The 21,776-nt window shown below is 72.0% G+C and carries 18 protein-coding genes; 8 read left to right on the top strand and 10 right to left on the bottom strand.

Going from position 1 to position 21,776, the window contains the following annotated elements; translation table 11 throughout:
- Positions 1-11 precede the first annotated feature (11 nt).
- Positions 12-1,043 (bottom strand): LacI family DNA-binding transcriptional regulator, encoded by a 1,032-nt coding sequence (locus ACZ4VK_RS35350; protein ID WP_468361645.1) that lies wholly within the window; start codon positions 1,041-1,043, stop codon positions 12-14.
- The gene (locus ACZ4VK_RS35345; protein WP_468361642.1) at positions 1,040-3,568 is read right to left on the bottom strand and encodes a glycoside hydrolase family 2 protein; all 2,529 of its coding nucleotides are present in this window, start codon (positions 3,566-3,568) and stop codon (positions 1,040-1,042) included. Before ACZ4VK_RS35345 ends, ACZ4VK_RS35350 begins: the two co-directional genes overlap by 4 nt.
- A gap of 278 nt (positions 3,569-3,846) precedes the next feature.
- On the opposite strand from ACZ4VK_RS35345, the gene ACZ4VK_RS35340 reads away from it, so the two are divergent.
- From ACZ4VK_RS35340 to ACZ4VK_RS35330, 3 genes are all read left to right on the top strand, one after another.
- Complete coding sequence (locus tag ACZ4VK_RS35340; RefSeq protein ID WP_468361639.1) at positions 3,847-5,169, top strand: ABC transporter substrate-binding protein; 1,323 nt, start codon at positions 3,847-3,849, stop codon at positions 5,167-5,169.
- 357 nt (positions 5,170-5,526) lie between these two features.
- On the top strand, positions 5,527-6,528 hold the full coding sequence (locus tag ACZ4VK_RS35335; RefSeq protein WP_468361636.1) for a carbohydrate ABC transporter permease: 1,002 nt from the start codon (positions 5,527-5,529) through the stop codon (positions 6,526-6,528).
- On the top strand, positions 6,525-7,421 hold the full coding sequence (locus tag ACZ4VK_RS35330; protein WP_468361633.1) for a carbohydrate ABC transporter permease: 897 nt from the start codon (positions 6,525-6,527) through the stop codon (positions 7,419-7,421). The genes ACZ4VK_RS35335 and ACZ4VK_RS35330 overlap by 4 nt, the downstream gene beginning before the upstream one ends.
- A 55-nt stretch (positions 7,422-7,476) precedes the next feature.
- On the opposite strand, the gene ACZ4VK_RS35325 is transcribed toward ACZ4VK_RS35330, so the two are convergent.
- From ACZ4VK_RS35325 to ACZ4VK_RS35310, 4 genes are all read right to left on the bottom strand, one after another.
- Positions 7,477-8,505 carry a LacI family DNA-binding transcriptional regulator gene (locus ACZ4VK_RS35325; protein ID WP_468361630.1) on the bottom strand — a complete coding sequence of 343 codons (1,029 nt, stop codon included), beginning with the start codon at positions 8,503-8,505 and terminating at the stop codon, positions 7,477-7,479.
- A 237-nt stretch (positions 8,506-8,742) separates the two neighbouring features.
- Positions 8,743-10,035 (bottom strand): cellulase family glycosylhydrolase, encoded by a 1,293-nt coding sequence (locus ACZ4VK_RS35320; RefSeq protein ID WP_468361627.1) that lies wholly within the window; start codon positions 10,033-10,035, stop codon positions 8,743-8,745.
- A gap of 438 nt (positions 10,036-10,473) precedes the next feature.
- On the bottom strand, positions 10,474-10,959 hold the full coding sequence (locus ACZ4VK_RS35315; protein ID WP_468361624.1) for a hypothetical protein: 486 nt from the start codon (positions 10,957-10,959) through the stop codon (positions 10,474-10,476).
- A complete protein-coding gene (locus tag ACZ4VK_RS35310; RefSeq protein ID WP_468361621.1) occupies positions 10,956-11,393 on the bottom strand; it encodes a hypothetical protein in 438 nt (145 codons plus the stop codon). Before ACZ4VK_RS35310 ends, ACZ4VK_RS35315 begins: the two co-directional genes overlap by 4 nt.
- 160 nt (positions 11,394-11,553) lie before the next feature.
- Here ACZ4VK_RS35310 and ACZ4VK_RS35305 point away from each other — a divergent pair, with 160 nt between their 5' ends.
- On the top strand, positions 11,554-12,654 hold the full coding sequence (locus ACZ4VK_RS35305; RefSeq protein WP_468361618.1) for a carboxylate-amine ligase: 1,101 nt from the start codon (positions 11,554-11,556) through the stop codon (positions 12,652-12,654).
- A gap of 61 nt (positions 12,655-12,715) precedes the next feature.
- On the opposite strand, the gene ACZ4VK_RS35300 is transcribed toward ACZ4VK_RS35305, so the two are convergent.
- From ACZ4VK_RS35300 to ACZ4VK_RS35285, 4 genes are read right to left on the bottom strand one after another with little or no spacing between them, the layout of a single operon-like run.
- Positions 12,716-13,993, bottom strand: a complete 1,278-nt coding sequence (locus ACZ4VK_RS35300; protein WP_468361615.1) for an MFS transporter — start codon at positions 13,991-13,993, stop codon at positions 12,716-12,718.
- A 1-nt stretch (position 13,994) separates the two neighbouring features.
- Positions 13,995-15,806 carry a condensation domain-containing protein gene (locus tag ACZ4VK_RS35295; RefSeq protein WP_468361612.1) on the bottom strand — a complete coding sequence of 604 codons (1,812 nt, stop codon included), beginning with the start codon at positions 15,804-15,806 and terminating at the stop codon, positions 13,995-13,997.
- Complete coding sequence (locus ACZ4VK_RS35290; protein ID WP_468361609.1) at positions 15,803-17,137, bottom strand: DUF6271 family protein; 1,335 nt, start codon at positions 17,135-17,137, stop codon at positions 15,803-15,805. The genes ACZ4VK_RS35295 and ACZ4VK_RS35290 overlap by 4 nt, the downstream gene beginning before the upstream one ends.
- Positions 17,119-18,192 (bottom strand): phytanoyl-CoA dioxygenase family protein, encoded by a 1,074-nt coding sequence (locus ACZ4VK_RS35285; protein ID WP_468361606.1) that lies wholly within the window; start codon positions 18,190-18,192, stop codon positions 17,119-17,121. Before ACZ4VK_RS35285 ends, ACZ4VK_RS35290 begins: the two co-directional genes overlap by 19 nt.
- Before the next feature lie 378 nt (positions 18,193-18,570).
- Here ACZ4VK_RS35285 and ACZ4VK_RS35280 point away from each other — a divergent pair, with 378 nt between their 5' ends.
- From ACZ4VK_RS35280 to ACZ4VK_RS35265, 4 genes are all read left to right on the top strand, one after another.
- Positions 18,571-19,431 (top strand): aminoacyl--tRNA ligase-related protein, encoded by an 861-nt coding sequence (locus ACZ4VK_RS35280; RefSeq protein ID WP_468361603.1) that lies wholly within the window; start codon positions 18,571-18,573, stop codon positions 19,429-19,431.
- Positions 19,432-19,493: 62 nt separating this feature from the next.
- Positions 19,494-19,724, top strand: a complete 231-nt coding sequence (locus tag ACZ4VK_RS35275; RefSeq protein WP_389685184.1) for an acyl carrier protein — start codon at positions 19,494-19,496, stop codon at positions 19,722-19,724.
- Positions 19,721-20,461, top strand: a complete 741-nt coding sequence (locus tag ACZ4VK_RS35270; RefSeq protein ID WP_468361600.1) for a 4'-phosphopantetheinyl transferase family protein — start codon at positions 19,721-19,723, stop codon at positions 20,459-20,461. The genes ACZ4VK_RS35275 and ACZ4VK_RS35270 overlap by 4 nt, the downstream gene beginning before the upstream one ends.
- 225 nt (positions 20,462-20,686) lie before the next feature.
- Positions 20,687-21,769 (top strand): AI-2E family transporter, encoded by a 1,083-nt coding sequence (locus tag ACZ4VK_RS35265; protein WP_468361686.1) that lies wholly within the window; start codon positions 20,687-20,689, stop codon positions 21,767-21,769.
- Positions 21,770-21,776: the final 7 nt, after the last annotated feature.

The raw sequence follows: 21,776 nt of genomic DNA, 5'->3' as shown, positions 1-21,776 counted from the left end.
TCCAGGCTCTGTCACGCCGTTCGTGGCGGACCCGTGGAGCCCCGTGGTGTCAGGGAGGGCGTCGGAACCTGGAGCGCTCCCTTGTGGGTGCCTTCGATCACCCCGAACAGCGCCCGCGCGACCTCCTCGCCGAAGTGGTGCACATCGTGGCTCATCGCCGACAGCGGAGGATGGGTGAGCCGGCACAGCTGCGAGTCGTCCCAGGCCAGCAACGACACGTCGTCCGGCACCGTGAGGCCCATCTCGGCCGCCACGGCCGCCCCAGCCACGGCCATGATGTCGTTGTCGTACACGATCGCCGTCGGACGGTCCGGGCCGAGGAGAAGGCTCCGGGTCGCGCGGGCGCCCTCCTCCCCGACGAAGCCCGTCGACACCTGACGACGGCCGTCAAGGCCGAGTTCGCCCATGGTGGCCTCGAACGCCGCCGCGCGGATCCCGCTGTGGCCGAGACCGGCGGGGCCGCCCACACGGGCGATGCGCCGATGACCGAGCGCGGCCAGGTACCGCACCGCGTCCGAGGCCGCCGTGGCGTCGTCCGTCCAGACCGAGGGGAACCCGCCCGTCAGCGACGGGTGTCCCACGGCGACCGCGGGCAGTCCGAGCGCCCGCAGGGGCCCGATCCGAGGGTCCTCGCGGTGGAAGTCCACCAGGATCGCCCCGCCGATCGTCCGGCTCCGCCACCACTCCCCGTACAGGCTGATCTCCTCGTCGAGGTCCCGCACAAGTCGGAGCAGCAGGGAGCAGGAGCGGCCGGCCAGGACGTCCTCTATGCCCGAGATGAACTCCATGTAGAAGGGTTCGAGGCCGAGGAGGCGTGCGGGCCGGCAGATCGCCAGGCCCACGATGCCGACACGCCGGTTGGAGAGGCTGCGGGCGGTCTGGTGCGGGGTCCAGCCCAGCTGCCGGGCCGCCTCGAAGATCCGTTCCCGGGTCGCGGTGGACACTCCCGGACGGTTGTTGAACGCCATGGAGACGGCGCCCTTCGACACGCCCGCCCGCGCGGCGACGTCGTTGATGGTGACGCGGGGGCCGGGGACGTTCACGCCGGTCCCACGCTGAACAGGGCCTCGCGTACGGCGTCCACAAGTGCGGCGTCCATGCGTGCGGCGTCCACGCGTGCGGTGTCCGCGCCCGCGTCGTCCACCCGTGCGTCGTCCTCGCGCCCGTCCGCGTCCCCGGCCACGTCGGCGGCCGTCCAGCCCGTGACGGCGATGCGCGCCTCCTCACCGGGGAGCAGGGTCAGCAGGCCCTGGTCCGCGCTCGCCGCCGGGCCGAGCCGGTCCGGCTGGAGGAGGAGGTCCCGCACCAGGGTCCGCGCGGTGACGACCACGTCCACGGCGCCGTCACCTTCCCCGGGCTCGACCCGTACGTCGTACCGTGCGGCCGGATACGCGAACTCCTTGTCCACGACCGGGAAGTGCACCGCGCGCAGCCGGCCGGCGTCGGCGACGAGGAACTCGTCCGGGGAGCCCGGCGCGGGCAGCAGCGCGGCCGGGAGCACCAGCCGTACGACGCTCCGCGCGTCGGCCTCCAGCGCGAACGCGTCCTCCCGCAGCACGGTGCCGTCCGCGCGGAACCGGCGGAGCGTGACCGTAGTACGCCAGGAGGAGCCCGACTGGTTGTCGAGGGCGAGGACGGGCCCTTCGTCGCCGGGCACGAGGCTGAGCAGCCGGTCCGCGTACACCCGGCGCAGCTCGTGGTAGAGCGGCTTGAGGCGCCCGTCGCCGTCGACGGCGGCCCAGGAGCTGACCGGCCAGCAGTCGTTGAGCTGCCAGACGACCGTGCCCGCGCACACCGGCCAGTTCGCCCGCCAGTGTTCGATGCCGGCGGCGACGGCACGCGCCTGGACGACCTGGGCCAGATAGTGCCAGCGGTCGAAGTCCTTCGACGGCAGGGTGAAGTGGCGCTCGATGCCCCGGTTCAGCTTGCCGTTGCCGTCCTCGGCCTTCTGGTGGTGCAACATGCCGGGGGAGTCGGCGGCCAGTTCCTCGCCGGGCAGCGCGCGGCGCAGCGTCGCGAGGGCCGGGGGAGCCTGCCAGCCGAACTCCGCGCAGAACCGGGGCACGTCCGCGCGGTACTCGGCGTAGTCCTGCCGGTTCCACACCTCCCACGAGTGGTGGGTGCCGTGGCGGGGGTCGTTGGGGTGGTGGTCCCAGGAGCCCGACCATGGGCTGCCCGCGGTGTACGGGCGGGTCGGGTCCAGTTCCGCGACGATCCGGGGCAGTACGCCGAGGTAATAGCCCTCGCCCCAGGAGTCGCCGGCGAGCGGCTCCTCCCATTCCCAGTCGCGGAACCCCCAGAGGTTCTCGTTGTTGCCGTTCCAGAGGACGAGGGCGGCATGCGGCATCAGGCGGACAACGTTGTCACGAGCCTCCGCCTCGACCTCGCCGCGCAGCGGCTGTTCCTCGGGGTAGGCGGCGCAGGCGAAGAGGAAGTCCTGCCAGACCATGAGGCCCAGCTCGTCGCAGACGTCGTAGAAGGCGTCGTCCTCGTAGATGCCGCCGCCCCAGACGCGGACCAGGTCGATGTTGGCTCCGGCCGCCTGGGTCAGGCGGGTGCGGTACCGCTCGGGCGTGACGCGGGAGGGCAGGACGTCGTCCGGGATCCAGTTGACACCCCGAGCGAAGGTCCGCACGCCGTTCACGACGAAGGTGAAACCGGTGCCGTACTCGTCCGTGGAGCGGTCGAGTTCGACGGTGCGGAAGCCGATGCGACGCTGCCAGAGGTCGAGCGGACTCCCGTCCCCGTCGAGAAGGGTCACCTCCAGGGCGTACAGCGGCTGTTCGCCGTGGCCGCGCGGCCACCACAGCTCCGGCTCGGGCACGTCGAGGCGGAGCACGGCCTCGTCGTCCTCGAAGGAGACCTCGCCTCCCGTCACGGCCCCCGTCGTGGCCCCGGTCGTGGCGTGCTCCACCGTCGCGCGGAGGGTGAGGGGGCGGCCGGCGCCGCTGCCGGTCCGCTCGACCCGGATGTGGAGCTCGACCCGGCCGGTGGCGCCGTCGACCGTGACCAGCGGGCGGACCTCGGCGAGACGGGCGGTGGACCAGTGCTCGAGGCGGACCGGGCGCCACATGCCCGCCGTCACGACGGTGGGGCCCCAGTCCCAGCCGAACGAGCAGGCCATCTTGCGGATGTACTGGAAGGGTTCGGGATAGACGTTCGGCCGTTCCCCTGTCAGGGCGCGGACCCGGTCCGCCTCCTCGTACGCCGAGGTGAAGCGCACCTCAAGGGCGCCGGTGCGCCCCGTGACGTCGAAGCGGTACCCGCGGTGCATGTTGCGTGTGGAGCCGAGGGCCGCACCGGCGAGGTTGATCTCCGCCGCGGTGTCCAAGCCGTCGAAGACCAGATCGGTGCGTTCGTGCGCGCTGTCGTGGGCGAGCTCCGTGACGTAGGACCACGCCCGCCGGCCCACCCACGCGCTCTCGGTCTCGTTCCGGCCGATGAACGGATCGGATATGACCCCGGCGGCCAGCAGATCGGTGTGGACGCAGCCGGGGACGGTGGCCGGAAGCAGTGCGTCCTCGTGACGCAGGTTCCAGCCCTCGGTGAGCTGGGTGACGTCCTTCATGGTGTGCGGCTCCATTCGCCTGGCAGGGGGCGGGTACGTGTACGAGGCGACAAACTAGCCGCACCGTCACGCGCTGTCCATGAACCGGTGAAGTAAAGGTTTACCTCACTCACGGTGGTGGACTGGAGGTGTTGAGCCATCCATCCGTGACTTTCGGGGGTTCTCGGTAACGATTGGGTATCGCGCGGGAAATCAGCACTTTACCGGTTCACGTCGGACTGTCATAGTGCCGACATCCCACCGAAAGACCTGAGCCGTAACCCTGAAGGAGTTGGGCAATGGGGAAGAAGTCGAGGGCGCTCATGGGCGCGCTTCTGACCGCCGCGATGCTGACCGTGGCCGGATGTGGCGGGGGAGGCGGCGCCGACGGTGAGACGGCCGCGGCGCCCTCCGACCCGAACGAGGTGTCGGGTGAGATCAAGGTGCTGACGCAGCGCACCGACCTCGTGCAGAAGGGGGTCATGAAGGCCTACGCCGCCGAGTTCAACAAGGTCTACCCCAAGGTCAAGGTGTCCTTCGACGGGATCACCGACTACGAGGGCGAGGTGAAGATCCGGATGAACGCCAAGTCGTACGGCGACGTCCTCCTCATCCCGGGAGCGGTGGCCAAGAACGACTACCCGAAGTTCTTCGCCCCTCTGGGGACGACCGCCGAACTGTCGTCGAAGTACCGCTTCAGCGACAAGACCGAGGTCGGCGGCAAGGTCTACGGCATCGCCCAGTTCGGTACGGCGAACGGCTTCGTCTACAACAAGGCGCTGTGGCGGAAGGCCGGGATCACCGCGTGGCCGAAGTCCCCGCAGGAGTTCCTCGCCGGCCTCAGGGACGTCAAGGAGAAGACGGGGGCGACCCCCTACTACACCAACTTCAAGGACGGCTGGCCGCTGGTCCAGTGGACCGCCAACAATGGCTCCGTGGGATGCGACGCGCAGGCGGGCAACGCGCTCGCCGGTCCTGTCTCCCCCTGGAAGGCCGGGGGTGAGCTCCATGTCATCGACTCCCTGCTCCACGACATCGTGAAGCAGGGCCTCGCGGAGAAGGACCCCACCACCACCAACTGGGAGGCTTCCAAGGGCCTGCTCGCCGAGGGCAAGATCGCCACGATGATGCTCGGCTCCTGGTCGATCACGCAGATGCGCGGCGCGGCGCAGGAGGCGGGTGTCTCTCCTGGCGACATCGGCTTCATGCCGTTCCCCGTCCAGAAGGACGGGAAGTTCTGTTCGGCCCTGGTCTCCGACTACCAGCAGGCGGTCAGCGCCTACTCGGAGAACAAGCCCGCGGCGCGGGCCTGGATCGACTGGTTCACGGAGAAGTCCGGCTTCTCCGCGAAGGAGGGCGTCGTGTCCGCGGTCAAGTCCGCTCCCATGCCCGAGACCCTCGGCGACTTCGTTGACAACGATGTCATATTCTTCGACCGTTCTGAGACGAAGACGGCGGCGGTCAACGACATCGACGACGCGGCCGAGATCGGTCTGAACAAGCCCGACTACCGCCAGAAGCTGATCGACACGGCACGGGGCGCCGAGAAGGGCAGCCTTGAAGACTTCTTCGACGGCCTGAACAAGAGGTGGGACGAGGCGGCGAAGACCGCGGGCTCCTGACCCGCCCCGGCGGAACGGGCTCCGGCCGGACGCCACCGGCCGGGGCCCCCGGACCCCCACAGGAGCGGACGCGAGCCGCGCCCGCCACCGGCTGCCTGTAGAGGCGGACGAGCCGGGTCCGGCTCCGGCTCCGGCTCCGGGGCTCCGTGACCGTCCATACCGGCCGGGTCCCACGGCTCCGTGCCCGTGGATACGAGCCGGGTCCGGGCCCCAGGGCTCCGTGCGGATACGAGCCGGGTCCGGGTCCTTGAGCCCCATGACCGTCGAATACCAGCCGGGCCCGGGCGCCGGGAGCCCGTGACCGTCGATACGAGCCGCGCCCCCGGACTCCCGCAGTCGTGGATACGAAAGGCCGACATGACCGAGACAACCGACACCGCTCCCCGGGGCGCCGCCACGACGCCGCGGCCCTCATCGGACCCGCCACGCAGGGGACTCCGGCCGAAGGGCCGGCGCCACGCCCCAGGAGGCGGACCGCCCCGGTCCTGGCGACACGCACCACTCCGCCGGATCACGCCCTGGCTCTTCCTGGCCGCGCCCCTGGCGCTGTTGATCACGTTCACCTACGTCCCCGTGGCGAGCATGATCTCGTACAGCTTCACCGACTGGGACGGGGTCAGCCCGGACCGGGAAATCGTCGGGCTCGACAACTACGTGCAGATCTTCACCCGCCCCGAACTCTTCCGGGTGTTCTTCGTCAGCGGCTACTACCTCGCCGCGTCCGCCGTACAGATCGCCGTCGCGCTCTATTTCGCCGCGGTTCTCAGCTTCGACCTCAGATTCCGCAACTTCTTCAAGGGAATCCTCTTCTTTCCCTATCTCATCAACGGCGTCGCCATCGGATTCGTCTTCCTCTACTTCTTCCAGGACGGCGGGACTCTCGACTCGGTCCTGTCCTGGCTCGGCGTGACCAACGACCATCCCTGGCTCGGCGACCCGACGTCCGCCAACGCCTCTCTTGCGGGCGTGTCCGTCTGGCGCTTCACCGGACTGAACTTCGTCCTCTTCCTCGGCGCCATCCAGTCCATCCCCGGCGAGCTGTACGAGGCCGCCGAACTGGACGGCGCGGGCAGGTGGAAGCAGTTCCGCCACATCATCGCGCCCAGCATCAAGCCCGTCATCAGCCTCAGCGTCATCCTGGCGATCTCCGGCTCGCTCTCCGTGTTCGAGATCCCCTACATCATGACCGGCGGCGCGACCGGCACCCAGACCTTCGTCATCCAGACGGTCAAGCTCGCCTTCCAGTTCAACAAGACCGGCCTGGCCTCGGCCGCCGCCGTGGTGCTGCTCGCGATCATCCTGCTGGTCACCTGGATCCAGCGCCGGCTCGTGCCCGACGACAAGGTGGACCTCGTATGACCCCCGACCTGACCGCGGCCCCCGCCCCGGCGACGCGAACGGCCCCGGTCTCGCCCCCGACCGCCCGCCGGCGCCTCCCCGTCGCGACCGCGCTGACGTATCTGTCGCTGCTCCTCGCCACCGCGGTGGTCCTGCTCCCGCTCGCCGTCGTCTTCCTGACCTCCCTCAAGACCTCCCAGGAGGTCGGCGACGGGGGAGCGCTGTCCCTGCCGGGGAACTGGCTGAACTTCGACAACTACGTCACGGCGTTCACCGACGGCGACATGGCGGCGGCCTTCGGCAACACGGCCTTCATCCTGTTCTTCTCCATCGGCGGGACCGTGCTCATCGGTTCGATGACGGCCTACGCGGTCGACCGCTTCGAGTTCCGGGCGAAGAAACTCGTCATGGCGCTCTTCCTCGTCGCCACCCTCGTCCCGGGCGTCACCACACAGGTCGCGACCTTCCAGGTCATCAGCGGTTTCGGCCTGGTGGACACCCGGTGGGCGCCGATCCTGCTCTACATGGGCACGGACATCGTGTCCGTCTACATCTTCCTGCAGTTCATCCGGGGCATCCCCGTCTCCCTGGACGAAGCGGCCCGGCTCGACGGCGCCAACGCCTTCGCGATCTACCGGAAGATCATCTTCCCGCTGCTCAAGCCCGCCGTCGCCACCGTCGTCATCATCAAGGGGATCACCACGTACAACGACTTCTACATCCCCTTCCTCTACATGCACTCCGAGGACCTCGGCACGATCTCCACCGCCCTGTTCCGCTTCAAGGGGCCCTTCGGCGCGCACTGGGAAGCCATCTCGGCCGGCGCGATCCTCGTCATCCTGCCGACGCTGATCGTCTTCCTGCTGCTCCAGCGGTGGATCTACAACGGCTTCGCCCAGGGAGCCACCAAGTAGCGGGCGGGCGGCCACCCCCGCCGTCCCGCCGCCGCCCGGGACAGCCGCCCCGGACTCAGGCGGGTCGTCCGCCCGGGGGCGGACAGGTGCTGCCCCGGGGCACGAAGCGGGCGTACCCCTCGCGGATGTCGGCGACCTCCTCGCCCTCGATGAGGGCGAGGAGCGCGCCCGCCGACCGCGCGCCGTAGGCGGCGATGTCCCGGGTGACGGCCGACAGCATGGGGCGGACCACCTGTGTCAGCGGGGACTCGTCCCACGCCACGATCGACAGGTCGGCGGGGATGGGCACGTTCAGTTCCTGTGCCACGGACAGCGCGGCCACGGCCATGATGTCGTTGTCGAAGACGATGGCAGTCGGCCGGTTCGGTGCGATCAGCAGCGCGCGGGTCGCCCGGGCGCCCTCGTCCCCCGTGTAGTCGGTGTGCACCACCGCGGCCTCGGGGATGCCGGCCTCCCGGCAGGCCTCGCGCAGTGCGGCGTCGCGGACCCGGGTGTGCGCCAGCTCGGGGGGACCGGCCACGCGCGCGATGTGCCGGTGGCCGAGCGCGGCGAGGTAGCGCACGATCTCGTGGACGCTCTCACCGTCGTCGGACCAGATCGCGGGCAGGGCACCCGACACCTCGGGCGGCCCCACGGCCACGGCGGGGAGTCCGAGCGCCTCGATCTCGGCCGGGCGGATGTCGTCCGCCTGGAGGTCGATCAGGAAGATACCGTCCACCCTGCGCTCGCCCCACCAGCGCCGGCACACCTCGATCTCGCTGTCCTGGGTGGCGACCATCTGCAGCATCAGCGCGTACGAACGTTCCGAGAGGACGCTCTCCACCCCGCTGATGAACTCCATGAAGAACGGTTCCACCCCGAGCGTCCGCGCGGGGCGCCGCACGATGAGACCCACCGCCTGGGCCCGGCCTCCGTTGAGAGCGCGGGCCGCGCTGTTGGGGCGCCACCCCAGCTCCTCCGCGATGCTCTTGATGGACGCGCGCGTCGTCTCGGAGACACCCGGCTGGTCGTTGAGCGCGTACGAGACCGCCACCTTGGACACGCCGGCGCGGCGTGCGATGTCCGCCATGGTCGGCCGCTTCACGCGCCACCTCTGTCTTCTGCTGGGTCGAGTCGATGCCGGTGTGTCGACCCTACCGCCCGTGAGCGCCCGTCAGAGGGGGCGGGCTTCGTCGTGCCCGGGACGCCGGGAGCGCCCTCCCGCCCGGTGCGGACGGAAGGGCGCCTGGTCGCGTGGCGGGGTGCGGCGGCGTGCCGCGTGGGCCGGTCGGACGCCGTGTGGTGCGCGCCTCAGGGGGAGGCGGGGGAGCGGAGCAGCGGGTCAGCGATCGGCCGCGCTGCCGCGGACGACGCAGGAGCGGCTGTGCTCCCAGCCCCAGCCGTCACCGTCGGGGTCGGAGGCGCTGCCGGCGACGCAGTACGGGTATCCGTTGGGAGCGGTGCCGCCGCCGGAGCCGGTGTCGGCCGCGCTGCCGCGGACGACGCAGGAGCGGCTGTGCTCCCAGCCCCAGCCGTCACCGTCGGGGTCGGAGGCGCTGCCGGCGACGCAGTACGGGTATCCGTTGGGAGCGGTGCCGCCCCCGCCGCCGTTGTCGCCGCCTCCGTCGCCGTAGACGGTGGCCCTCCTCGATGTGGCGGCGACGCCGTTCGGGCCGTTGAGGAAGCGGTTGCCCCAGGTGGTGAGGGAGCCGGCGTCGAAGCCGTTGACCATGTCCAGGTACTCGACGCCGCTGCCGTTGCCGCTCCACGACCAGCCGAGATAGCCCACGTCGAGCGCCTCGGCGGTCGCCATGATCGCGTTCTCGTCGGGGTCACCGTCGCTGTGCCGGTCGCCGAACTCGCCGACGACGATCGGGAGGCCGTTGTCCACGAAGTGGGCGAGGTAGCCCTGGACCTCGGCGGCCGTGTCGTACACGCCGTACATGTGGATGGAGAAGACGGTGTTGCGGTGGGGGTCGGCCGCGAAGACGGAGGCGGCGTTGTTCCGCATGGTGTGCGACCAGTCCTGGCCCCAGTTGGGGGCGTCCACCATCAGCGCGTGGCCGATTCCCGCCGCCCGGAGCCTGCCGATGGCGTTCTTCGTGGCGTCCGTCCACGCCGTGTAGCCGTTGTTGCCGAACGGCTCGTTGCCGATGTTGACGACGACGTAGTCCTCCTGTCCCTCCAGCGCGCTCCGGACGTCGATCCAGTAGTCGGCGGCCCTGTCGAGCGAGGCGGCGGCGCCGTCCTCGCCGTAGCCGGTGGTGTCGTGCACTTCGAGGACGCAGATGACCTCGTTCGCCTTGCACTCGGAGACCAGTGCCGACACCTGGGAGGCGCTGGTCCTCGTCCAGCGGTCGCCGCTGCTGAGGACGACGCGGACGGTGTTGGCGCCCGTGGCCGCGATGTCGGCGATCGCCGCGGTCCGCTCCGGGTACCAGGTGTACGCGTGGTTGACGCCGCGCATCACGAACTCGTTGCCGTTCGCCTCGTGCAGGCGTCCGCCGGAGACGTGGAGGCCCGTGGCGGCCGCCTCGGCCTCCGCCGCGGGGCCGAAGACGGGCAGCAGCAGGCCGGCCACTCCGGCGATCGCCGTTCCGGCGGCCGTCAGCCAGGTCCTTCGTGGTGTGTTCATGCGTCTCCTCAAGGGACGTTTCATGGGGGAACCGGCTGGGGGCCGGGTGGTAGGTGGCGGTTCTTGGCAACGTTGTCATCGGTCGTTCGGGCGCGGGGCGTCTGCCGAGGGCCGGCCAGTGGTCCGCGCGTCGGGGCGCCGAAACGCCCCGCCGTGGTGCGGCGGGGAATCCCGCGAGCCGGAGAGAACAGGGACCCGAGGACGTCACTATGAGGCCCTTCCCGTTCCGCCCCTGTCAATAGTCCCGTCATCGGCATACGGCCGTGGAGACGATACGAACGGCCCGGAAAAGGTAAACCCGAACTGAACCAAGCGAATTCGACGGAGACGGTTGCCTCCTTTCCCTCCGGCCCTTACCGTCGCTTCTCGGTCAGCCCATGAGCGAATCTTTCCGTGAGTACGCCGAACGGCCCTGGAGGAAAGGAAAGTGACATGCCGTCATGAGGTGAGGGTCTCGCCGGGCGTCCCGGAGAGAGGCTGCCCGGGCCCCGGTGCCATCGCGGTGCCGGCCCAGCGCTTGTGCGCGGCCGGCTGGCACACCACGCGGATCCGCCGGTGCACCACGGCGAGTTCACGTCCGTCGCCGTCGGTGAAGCGGCCCGTCAGTTCGTAGACCCCGCGGTGAGCCCGTCCCACCGGCAGCCGTTCCTGCGGCAGCCTGACCTCGTAGGGGCCTCCGGCCCGGAAGCCGCCGAGGACCGTGCGTACGGTCGTGAGTACCGTCCCCTCGCGGACACGGCTGTCCTCGAAGGCCACGCCCTCGATCTCGCGGCCGAGGCGGAAGGTGAGGCCGACGCTGAGCACTGCCCCCTCAGGGATCTCCGGCGTCTCCGGCGCGTCCGTGGCACGCAGGGACACCACGCGGCGATCCGGCTCCTCCGTGTACAGGGAGATGTCCAGAAGTTCGAAGTCCGGTTCCGTCACGACAGGTCACCGCCTTTCGGTACGGGGCCGTGTGCCGGGCCCGACCGGTTGAGAAGCGCGTGCGCCACGAGTGCCGACGTACCGGCGGCCGCTCCGGACGCGGCCGGGTGGCGGCTCGGAGCGGTGTACGGGGAGGGTGCGGCGGCCGCGTGACGGGAGGCCCCCCGGGCGTCGAGGTTCCGCCTGCCGGAGGAGACCCGGGGGTACGCGGGTCGCGACGCCGACCCGGCGGCGCCGGGACCGACCCCGGAGGGCGGCAGGGCCACCCGGCCGCCGTACGCGCGGGCGGCGGCGATGGCCCGTCTCGCGCCGACGCGTGCCCCGGTGACGTCCCCGATCCCTCCATCGGACGGCCTCCCGTCACGCCGGAGGGTGTGGAGCGCCGCGAGCCCTTCGAGGAACGAGACCGCGTCGGACGCCCGGATCATGACCATGACCACGCTCCTTCACGCCGTCGTCTCCTGTCCCCCTCCGCACCTCTTCGGCGTGCCACTGCCCCGGCGGTTCCCAAACATGCCCGGCCTGCCGGGAGGGGGTGGAATGCGCTGACCGGGGTAGTCGCGGGCCGCAGGGCCCGGACGAGAGGAGAGGACCATGAGGCTCCTGACCATGGGGGTCGAAGAGGAGTTCGTCCTCGTCGACCGCGGCAGCCGCGCCCCCGTCGACCGCGCCCCCAAGGTGATCGCTTCGGCCGCCCAGGGCCTCGGCGACCAGGTGCAGCACGAGTTCTTCAACGCCCAGATCGAAACGATCTCCCGCCCCACCGCCTCCTCCTCCGACCTCCGCGACGAACTGGTCCGGCTGCGCGCGGCGATCGGCGCGGCCGCCGACGCCGAGGGCTGCCTGCCGGTCGCCACCGGAACCCCCGTCGTGCCGCCCGAGCGGCCCCTGACCATCACGGACACCGACCGTTACCAACGCATGGCGTACCGCTTCGCCTCCCGCTTCAGCACGGTCGACGGCCTCGTCTGCGGCTGCCACGTCCACGTCGGGACCCTCGACCGCGAGCTCGCGCTCGCCCTCTCCCGCCGGATGGCGCCCTGGCTGCCCGTCCTGCAGGCGGTCACGGCGAACTCGCCCTTCGCGCGGCGCTGCGACACGGGCTTCGACAGCTGGCGCTCGGTCGAGTACGCGAAGTGGCCCACCGTGGGGCCCGCCCCCGACCTCGACGAGGCCCGGTATCTGGCCCACGTGGCCGAGCTGGTCCGGACCGGGACCCTGATGGACCGGCGGATGGTGTACTGGCACGCCCGGCCGTCCGAGCACGTGCCCACCCTGGAGATCCGGGTCGCCGACGCCAACGCCGACGTGGACACGGTGGTCATGCTCGCGGCCCTCGTCCGCGGCCTCGCCACGACCTTCCTGACCGACGAACACGAGGGCAGGCCCGCGCCGCACGTCCCCGCCCGGCGGCTTCTCCTCGCCCACGACCTCGCCGCCCGGCACGGACTCTCGGGATACGGAATCGACCCGTGCACCGCCCGGGAGCGGCCCGCCGTCGAACTCGTCGACCGGCTCGTCGAGCGGGCGCGCCCCGGGCTCGACCTCGCCGGTGACACCGAGCGCGTCCTGCGCCAGTGGCACCGCATCCGCACCTACGGAGCCGGAGCGAGCTGGCAGCGGGCCGTCTACCGCCGTAACGGACGGTGTACGGAGGTGGTGGACGCCCTCGCGGCCCTGACCGCAGCGGCGTGAAGACGGCCGCCGAGGAGACCCCCGAGGGGAGGTCGCCGGCGGCGCCCTCCCCTCGTACCGCTCAGCCCGCGGCAGCGCCGCTTCCCTCCGTCACCGGCGGCTTCGCCGGCGCCCGTCCGAGGGCGCGGACGGCGGGGACGGCGAGCATGACGCCGATGCACACGACACCCATGGCCGAGGAGAACAGCAGCACCCGGTCGGCCCCGAACGAGTCGGCCGCCGGTCCTGCCAGGGCCCGGCCCACCGGGATGACCATGATGGAACCGGCGACGTCATAGGCCGAGACGCGGCTCAGGACGGCCAGCGGGATGTGGGTCTGCACGCTCGTCGCCCACATCACCCCCCAGAAGGCGAACCCGCAGCCCGCCAGGACCCCGGTGACCGCGGTGACGGTGAACGACCAGCCCAGGGCGGGCGCCAGGGGGTTCAGGGCGAAGAAGAACATCGCGCACGCCCCCGCCACGAGCGGCCGTCGCGGCCGGACCCGCATGCCGAGCAGGCCGCCGATGATCGTGCCGGCCCCGTCGGCAGAGGCGATCCAGCCGTATCCGCCGGCCCCGTGCTGTTCGGTGAGCAGCGCCGCGCCGAGCGGGAGGGCCGGTCCGAAGACGAACAGGCCGTACACCGCCCAGACGGCGATGACCCCCCACAGCCAGGCGCGGGACCGGAACTCGTGCCAGCCGGTGGTCAGCCGGTGCCACATCGGTTCGTCGCTCTCGTCCCGCGCGGTGCCGAGCTTCCGCAGCGGCGCGAGGCCCAGTGCGCTGAGCGCGTACGCCGCCGCGATGACCACGAAGGACCCCGCCACATCCCAGTACGCCACGAGGAGCCCGGCGAGACCGGGCCCGAGCAGGGTGCAGATCGCCTCGGAGACGCGCAGGAGGGCGTTGGCCCGCTGGACGTCCTCGGCGACCTGGGGGACCAGGCTCGCCAGGCCGGGCTGGAACATGGCGGTCGCGGCGCCGCTGAGCGCGAGCAGTGCCATGATCTGCCACAGCCGGATGTCCGCGGCGATCAGCAGCACCGCAAGGGCGAGCATCGCCACCATGCGCACCACATCGGCGCCGACCATCATCACCTGCGGGGTGAAACGGTCGGCGAGGACGCCGCCGAACAGGACGAGCAGCACGATCGGCGCCATCCACGCGGCCAGGGCGTACCCCACGCCGCCGGCCCCGTAGCCCGCGCCCAGGACGGCGGTGGTGAGCGACACCATCAGCATGCCGTCGGCCAGGAGCGAGGTGCTCCTGGCGGTGAAGAAGAGCCGGAAACGACTCGACCGCCACGGGCTGGGAGGAGAGCTCTGCTCCCGCCGCGCGGTCACCTCATCCATCGTCATGTCACACCCGCCGGTCGCGACCGGTCCCTTCCCTGAGAATCTGCTGCCGGAGCCATGCGCCGGTCCGCCCCGCTTCCGCCGGCGGGTCCTGGACGATCACGTACCTGCGGGGAGCCAGGACCCCGGGACGGCCCGGGAGGGCGTCCATCAGCGCGGTGTGGGCCCGCGCCGGAGTGAGGGGGGCGTCGCCAGCCGCGATGTACGCGGTCAGGGCGGGCCCGTCGGGCGTCCCCTCCGGCGGCCCGTCGGTGGACGCGTGTCCGGGAAGGCCCGGCTCGTCCGTGGTCACGTGTACGGGAAGGCCGCCCAGGGCCTCGCCGAGTGCCTTCGCCACCAGGGCCGGCGACGTCCACGACCCGTCCACCCGGCACCACCCCGGACCGCGCTCGACCGGCCGTACCCCCGTCACCTCGGTGAGCGAGTCGAGCGGTACGTCCCGTGTGGCGGCCGCCTCGAGGAGCCGTACGAGACCCCCGAGGAAGCCCTCCGCCTCCTCCCGTGCGAAGAGCGCGGGATCGAACCACGTCCCGAGGTGGAGCACCGGATCGATCGCGTGGACGAAGGTCAGGACACGGGTCGGCAGCACCTGCTCCGGGCCCTCCACGAGCTCCAGCTCAGGTCCTGCCCCCGCCCCTGCCCTCCCCGCATCGTCCCCGGCCCCTCCCGGCGTGAGGGTGGCGACCGTGGCGGGAAGCGTGCTGACGTCGTTGAACACGACATCGCGCGCGAAGCGGCTGCCGCGCTCGAAGGTGGCCCGCCCGATCATCTCCCAGAGGCCGACCGCGTCGAACTGACTGTGCCGGTACGCGTTGAGGGCCGCTCCCCAGGCCTTGCCGAGCAGTGCGTCGAAGGTCGGGACCCGCACGTCGAGGGAGAGCAGCGCGTCCTGGGACAGGGTGTTCACCGAGCGCGCGAGCCGGGGGTGGTAGCGGTTGGAGGTGGGGACGGCGGCGACGCACGCGGGCTGTTCCGTGCGGTGGGCGATGAGCGCGCACCACGCGGTCAGGAGCACGGTGGACGGCAGACCGCCGGTGCGTTCCGCCGCGCGCGCGAGCGCCCGCGCGCCCCGCCGCGACCGGAGGACGAGCTGCGTGGCGCGCACCTCGGTGCCCTCGGCGCCCGGCTCCGCGAACATCGCCTGGGGCCCGGTGCGGATGATCCGCTCCCAGTACCGCAGCGACGCCTCCGACTTCCGGCGTCCGGCCGGGCTCGCCTCCTCGGCTGCCAGGGCGAGCGGGGTGAGGGAGGCGACGGGAGGGAGCGCGTCCCCGGCGAGCAGCGCCAGCCATTCCTCCTTGAGGACGGCGAGCGCGCTGACGTCGGTCACGGCGTGGCTCGCGGCGAGGGCCACGAACACGGGCGCTCCGGCGAGGGCGACGAGGGAGATACGGAGGGGGAAGTCCCGGTCGAGGTGGAACCGTTCGGCGCGGGCCCTGCGGGCCACCGACTCGGCGTACGCGGCGGCGGCACCGGGAAGGGCCGTGTGGTCGAGAACGGTCACGGTGAACTCTCCGTCCCCGGCCACCACTTGCTCACTCGGCGCGCTGCCCGTCGGCTGCCCGTGCGGGAACGTCGTGCGCAGCGCCTCGTGCCGTACCGCCAGCGCGCGCAGGGCGTCGACCGCGCTCTCCGTCGTCGTCGCTTCGGGAACCGGCCACACGTCGTGGATGTTGATGTGGGCCGGTTCGTCCCGCAGCATGCAGCGGATCATGTTGGCCTGCCCCATCGTGACGGGACCCCGGCGCGCCTCGCCGCCTTCGTACGGGACGGTGAGGATGTGCGTGCTCCCCGGGGGCGAGGACACTCGGCTCATGCGATGCCTTTCACGGACTCGTGAAGCGGTTCGGTGCGGTCGTGCGGACGGCTCGCGCGGGTCAGGGCCTCCCAGGCGTCGGTCAGGAGGGCGAACTCCTCCATGTCCCGCCGGGCCTCGTCGAGGAGTCGCTCGCGGCGGGCGGCGAGGAGGTCCGCGGCCGTGGCGTAGCGGCCGCCGAGTGCGCGGTACGAGCGGTCGAGGACGTCGAGCCGTTCGGCGTTCTCCGCCCGGTCCGCGCGCGCGCCCGCCCTCACGAGGCCGGCGACGGCGGAGGCGCGGACGTGGCCCTCGGGGTCGAGCAGGGCGTCACCGGCTTCCTTCATGCCGGCGTACACGGCCTCGAAGTGGGGAGCGGCGAGGAGGAACTTCGCGAACCGCAGCTGGTAGGCGAGGAACCCGGCGTCCGAACGTCGCTCGCCCGTATGGAAATTGACGATATGTCGGTTGTGGAGGACGCCGGGGAGACGCGCGTCGTGGACCAGGTGGATGAGGAAGTAGTCGCTGCCGATGGTGTCGGTGGCGGGCGGCAGCGGCACCCGGCCGTAGACCTCCCGGTCGAGGGCGATGTTGCACATGTCCACGCGCGTCGGGCTGACACTCGTCAGCGTGGTGCGGTCGCCCGTGAACGCGGCGGTCCCGGCGCCCCGGAAGGACTCGTCGATCAGGTTCCCGCGCCAGATCTCCGGATAGCCGGCCGGGATCGACAGACCGACGACGTCCGCGTAGACGGCGGGGTCGAGCCGGCGGATCTCCGCGACGTCCACGGACATCTCGCCGACGAAGGAGCCGCCGACCAGGGCCACCGGCCGGTCAGCGCAGGCGGGGTCGAGCCTGCTCCGGGACACCAGACCGGCCACGTCGGCGGCCCGCCGCCCCAGGGCCGTGAGTTCGTGGTGGAGGGGGAAGACCGGTTCGCCGTCCAGGTACTGGTAGCGGCTGTCCGAGTCCCTGCGGTGCACCGACGTACAGCCCAGCGCCTCGGCAACGAGGAAGGCGCGGTCGGTGCAGGCCCCGTAGGAGACGCGGTCCGGGAGCAGCAGGCCGAGGATCCGGTCCGGTTCCGCGACGCCGGACCGGGCGATCACCTCCCGCAGGAGGATCCGCTGCTCGTCCTCGTCGAGGTGGTGCACGATCACCCCGGGCGCCGGGGGCAGCGCGGCCACCGTCTTCCGGTGCTCGGCGAGCACCGGTGCGTCCGAGGAGTCCAGGACGAGGAGGCGCACCTCGACTCCGAAACGGCGGGCGCCGTACGCGGCTTCCTCGGCCACGGCCCTGATCGTCGCGGCGCAGGCCCGGTCGGTGGGAAGGGTCAGGCAGACACGGCGCACGCCGGCTCCCCGACCTCGGCGCGGGCCTCGCTCCACGAGGTGAGTCCGAGCAGGCGGCTGCCCAGTTCGTTCAGGGTGGCGGTGGGGTACCGCTCGGACTCGTGGAGAACGGGGTCGCCCACCAGGGTCCGGTTCCAGCGCGGGGTCCGCAGGTGCCGCCAGGAGTCGACGCGTGACCGCCTCAGCCGCTCGTGCTCCTCGAGGGCGGGCATCATCGACAGGTACTGGACGGCCCGCACCTGGTCCCGGGAGGTGTTGCGCGCGACACCGTGGGCGAGCAGGCCGTTCCAGATGAGCAGGTCGCCGGGGCGCAGGTCGGGCCGTACGACGGGGAACTCGGTCCGGTCCACGTCCGGGCGCAGGGGGTCCCGGTCGGCCGGGGCGCCGACCTTCCACTCCTCGAACCGGCGGAACAGCTCGGGGCAGCACTGGAATCCGCCGGACTCGGGCCGGGTGTCGTTGAGCGCGATGATCCCCTGCACCCGCTGCGGCGGGACGCCGAGCGTGGTGTCGATGTCCCAGTGCAGCTCGATGTCGAAGCCCCGGTCCGTCGGTTCGATCAGGGCGCGGTCGCGGTTCCTGATGTTGGGCGGGTTGAGGTTGAGCCGGTCCTGGGTGACCCACAGCTCCTCGGCGTCCCAGACGTCGACGAAGGCGTCGTAGACCCGCTGGGCCTGCCGGTTGTCCCAGAGCAGCTGGTGGTGGTACGCCTCCACGAAGCCGTAGACGTGCAGCTGCCGGTCGAGCTCGGAACGGAACGGACGGTCCTCGTACCAGCTGTCCGGCCTGTCCGGGTCGAGGCCCTGGAACTCCCAGGCGAAGTCGAGCAGACGCTTCGCGGCCTCCGCCGGGACCGCCTCGCGGACGATGACGTAGCCGTACGTCTGCCAGTGGGCGAAGTCCTCGTCGGACAGCACCCGCAGCGGCCGCGTCTTCGTCAGCTCCCGCAGGGTGGACTGGGCGAGGTAGGACTCGCCGTCCGCGCTGAAGTACGGCCGGTCCGTGGCCGCCCGGTGGAGACGGGGGCGGGGGCGGCGGGGAGCGGGTGTCGTCATGTGGTCCCTCCAGAGGCGGGGGCCGGTGGGCAGCACGCGGCGGCCCTCGGCGGAGGGCCGGTGGCGGACGGCACGGATGGACGGATGCGGTGGCCGGGGGTCGGACGGCCACGCCGCTCAGAAGAATTGGTTTAGACCAGGGTCCTTGTCAAGTGGCATCTCGATATGCGGAGTTACGTTCCCCATGGGTTCCGGACCGCGCGTGGCCGAGACGTGCCCATGGGCTGGCGTTGGTCTAGACAACTAGCGCCGGGCTGTCCTAGGGTCCCCCTGCGCAGTCCGGTCCCTGATGGAGCATCAGGAGGCTTCTCCGCCGTGTCGTGGTCGACGAGGACCCCACGTCTCGACTGTTCGCCCATGCCCAGAGGGAGCGGTTCCATGAGCACGCCCAGCACCACGACGGCCCTGCCCGACGGCGGTCTGAGAAGCCCCGGCGCGGGCCTGATCACACTCGATCCGGTCCGCACCGCGCTGCTGCACGGCCTGGACGCCCTGCTCACCGGGCTCGCCGCACAGCTCTCCGCGCCCGAGGTCGTCGGCCCGCCGCTGCTGTCCGTGGAGGGCCTGGCGCGACTCGACTTCTTCCGCAACTTCCCCCATCTCGGCGTATCCGCAGGGCGGTTCGGCCCGGACGCCCTCGACGGACTCGCGGCCGGTGACACACCGGGAGAACTGCCGCTGCGGCCGACCGGCCACCTGTTGCCGTCCGCCACCTGCTACGGGCTCCTGCTCTCCCTGGAGGGCCGGGACGTCGGCGAGAGCGGTCTCCGCCTCTCCGCCACCGGCCGCTGCTTCCGCAACGAGACGCACTACGACGGCCTGCGCCGGCTCTGGGGCTTCCACATGCGCGAGGTCCTGTACCTCGGTACGAAGCAGGGCGCGGTCGAACACCTGGAGAAGGGCGCCGGGTTCGTCCAGGAGACGGCCGCACGCCTCGGCCTGGAACTGAACCGGGCCGTGGCCGACGACCCGTTCTACGACAAGGGCGGCTCCCGCGCCCGGCTGATGGCCCTCGACCCGGTCAAGCACGAGTTCTGCGCCCCCGACGGGACGGCCATCGCCTCCGTGAACCGGCACCGCAACTTCTTCGGCGAGCGCCTCGACATCCGCGCCGGCTCCGCAGGCCCGGCGTACAGCGCCTGCGTCGCCTTCGGCGTCGAGCGCTGGGTCCACGCCATGATCCTCACCCACGGCACCCCCGAACGGGCCCTGGCCCGGCTCCGCGACGCCCGCGCCTGAGTCGAGGCGCGGCCGCCCAGGCCTCACACATCCCGCACGAGACGTAAGGAGCGACCCCTCCCATGGAACGCATCGCCGCGTGGCTTCACGAGAAGAACCCCGGCCTCGACGGCCCGATCGACGCCGACGAGGACCTCATCGAGGCCCGGCTCATCGACTCGATGGACTTCCTGGAGTTCATCGACCTCCTGGAGGACCTCTCCGGCACCAGCATCGACCTCCAGGACGTCACCATCGACGACTTCCGTACGCTCGGCCGCGTCCGGCAGCGCTTCCTGAGCGCCGCCGGGTGACCGCCGGCCCGGCGGCGTACCGGGACGGCGACGGCCGCACGGGCCTGGCCGTGGTGGCGAGCACCCGGGAGGTCCTCGACCGCCCGGAACTGCACGAGGGTCTGCTCGCGCCCTGGGAACGACGCAGGCTCGCGGGGACGCGGCTCCCGAGCCGCCGCGACGACGTGGTGGCGGCCCGGCTCCTCGTCCGGCTGTGCGTGGCCCGCTTCACCGGACTGCCGTGGGCCGAGGCGGGCCCGGCCCAGCTGTGCCCCGGGTGCGGACGCCACGGGCACGGGCGCCCGTACCTGCCGGGTCACGCCGGGGTGGGAGTCAGCCTGAGCCACGCCGACGGCGTGGTGGCGGCGGCCGTCGGCCCGGGCGCGGTGGGCATCGACGTGGAGCCCTCGACACGCAGGCCGGGCCCCCTCCGGGTCCTCCGTCGCCTGCTGCCCGAAGCCGACCTCCGCGACGCCGCCGCCCAGTCGGACCCGGGCCCGGCGCTGCTCCGGCTGTGGGTGCGCAGGGAGGCCGAACTGAAGGCCGGCGGGGCGGGGCTCGCGGGCGGGGACGGCCACGGCCTGCTCCCCGGCGGTGCCGGTCTCCCCGGTCGGGACGGCCGCGGCCTGGACACCGGCGGCGCGGGCCTCCCCGCTCAGGGCGGCCTCGGCCTGCTCGTGTGGACGGACGAAGACCGGTCCGCCGTGGTGGCGGTGGCGAGCGAGACCCCCGTGACCGTGATCTCCGCCTGGAGCTGAGTTCTCCCCCCGGAGCCGACCGGCCGCGCGATCCAGGCGCGCGGGAAGCCTCGCGTGAGGCGCTTCCAGAAGGCCGGGGCATATGGCCCGCCGGGCCGCGCCCGCCGTTCCGCCCGCCGCGCCGCGTCCCCCGCAGGCCCCGGTCGGCCGAATCCCCCGCGCGTGTCGGGCGAATGTCAGGCTCCCCGCGTGGCCCGGAGCCGCCTCGGTGGTAGGTCGATCGCCATGCGGCCAGGCACATCTCCCACGGTGACCCCCTTCCTTCGTACGGCCGCCGCCTACGCCTGGCGGCTGCTCATCGTCGGCGTGCTCGTCTACAGCCTGTTCGCGGTGCTCGGGCGGTTCCACGAGATCGGCGTGGCGCTGTTCCTCGGCCTGGTGATCACCGCGCTGCTGCGGCCCGTCGCCGACGTCGTCGCCCGGGGGCTGCCCCGGCCGGCCGCCGTCGCCCTCACCCTGCTCGGGAGCATCGCCTTCGTCCTCGGCGCGCTCACCCTTGTCGGCGAGGCGGTGGCGGGCGAGCGGACGACCCTCGTACGCGAGTTCCGCGAGGGGGTCGGCCGGATCGAGGACTGGCTGGAGCGGCCGCCGTTCCGGATGGAGCCGGGGGCGCTGTCCGACCTCCAGTCCAAGGTCGGCGAGTTCGTCTCCAGCCACCGGGCGACCCTGGTCAGCGAGGCGCTGAGCGGCGCGGGCCATGTGGTGGCCGTCCTGACGACGCTGGCCCTCGCGCTGTTCTCCGCGGTGTTCTTCGTCCACTCGGGGGACCGGCAGTGGGCCTGGTTCCAGGAACAGCTGCCCCGCTCGGTCCGTGACCGGGTGGCGGTCGGCGGACGCGCGGCCTGGCGTACCTTCACCGGCTACACGCACGGGATCGTGCTGGTCGCGGCCGTGAACGCGGTGCTCGTCGGCATCGCCCTGTGGCTCCTCGGCGTCCCCCTCGCGGTGCCGCTCGCGCTGCTCGAATTCCTGGCCGCGTTCGTTCCGCTGATCGGCTCGCCGGTCGCCCTCGCCATCGCCGCCGTCGTGGCGCTGGCGTCGCAGGGGCCGTTGGTCGCGGCGGTCGTGATCGCCCTCATCGTCGTGATCGGCCAGATCGAGGGACACCTTCTGCACCCGCTCGTCATGAGCTGGGCCGTGCGGCTCCACCCGCTGGTGGTGGCGATCTCGGTCATCGCCGGCTCGATCGCCGCCGGCATCGTGGGCGCCGTGGTGGCGGTGCCGCTGGTCTCCGTGGTCTGGTCGGTCCACACGGCGCTGCGGAAGGCCCGCGAGGCGGCCGCCGAGGAGCCGGCCGTGGAGGAGTGACCGGACG

It is taken from the genome of Streptomyces sp. NPDC028711 (assembly GCF_055565415.1).
Note: the sequence above shows the minus strand (reverse complement) of the source record. Positions and strands in the feature narration are given on the sequence as shown.

What these genes read in the sequence shown, in the direction of transcription:
- ACZ4VK_RS35345 (WP_468361642.1), bottom strand. Translation starts at nt 3,568, where the DNA reads ATGAAGGACGTCACCCAGCTCACCGAGGGCTGGAACCTGCGTCACGAG.
- ACZ4VK_RS35340 (WP_468361639.1), top strand. Translation starts at nt 3,847, where the DNA reads ATGGGGAAGAAGTCGAGGGCGCTCATGGGCGCGCTTCTGACCGCCGCG.
- ACZ4VK_RS35335 (WP_468361636.1), top strand. Translation starts at nt 5,527, where the DNA reads ATGACCGAGACAACCGACACCGCTCCCCGGGGCGCCGCCACGACGCCG.
- ACZ4VK_RS35330 (WP_468361633.1), top strand. Translation starts at nt 6,525, where the DNA reads ATGACCCCCGACCTGACCGCGGCCCCCGCCCCGGCGACGCGAACGGCC.
- ACZ4VK_RS35320 (WP_468361627.1), bottom strand. Translation starts at nt 10,035, where the DNA reads ATGAACACACCACGAAGGACCTGGCTGACGGCCGCCGGAACGGCGATC.
- ACZ4VK_RS35310 (WP_468361621.1), bottom strand. Translation starts at nt 11,393, where the DNA reads ATGGTCATGATCCGGGCGTCCGACGCGGTCTCGTTCCTCGAAGGGCTC.
- ACZ4VK_RS35305 (WP_468361618.1), top strand. Translation starts at nt 11,554, where the DNA reads ATGAGGCTCCTGACCATGGGGGTCGAAGAGGAGTTCGTCCTCGTCGAC.
- ACZ4VK_RS35300 (WP_468361615.1), bottom strand. Translation starts at nt 13,993, where the DNA reads ATGACGATGGATGAGGTGACCGCGCGGCGGGAGCAGAGCTCTCCTCCC.
- ACZ4VK_RS35295 (WP_468361612.1), bottom strand. Translation starts at nt 15,806, where the DNA reads ATGAGCCGAGTGTCCTCGCCCCCGGGGAGCACGCACATCCTCACCGTC.
- ACZ4VK_RS35285 (WP_468361606.1), bottom strand. Translation starts at nt 18,192, where the DNA reads ATGACGACACCCGCTCCCCGCCGCCCCCGCCCCCGTCTCCACCGGGCG.
- ACZ4VK_RS35280 (WP_468361603.1), top strand. Translation starts at nt 18,571, where the DNA reads ATGAGCACGCCCAGCACCACGACGGCCCTGCCCGACGGCGGTCTGAGA.
- ACZ4VK_RS35275 (WP_389685184.1), top strand. Translation starts at nt 19,494, where the DNA reads ATGGAACGCATCGCCGCGTGGCTTCACGAGAAGAACCCCGGCCTCGAC.
- ACZ4VK_RS35265 (WP_468361686.1), top strand. Translation starts at nt 20,687, where the DNA reads ATGCGGCCAGGCACATCTCCCACGGTGACCCCCTTCCTTCGTACGGCC.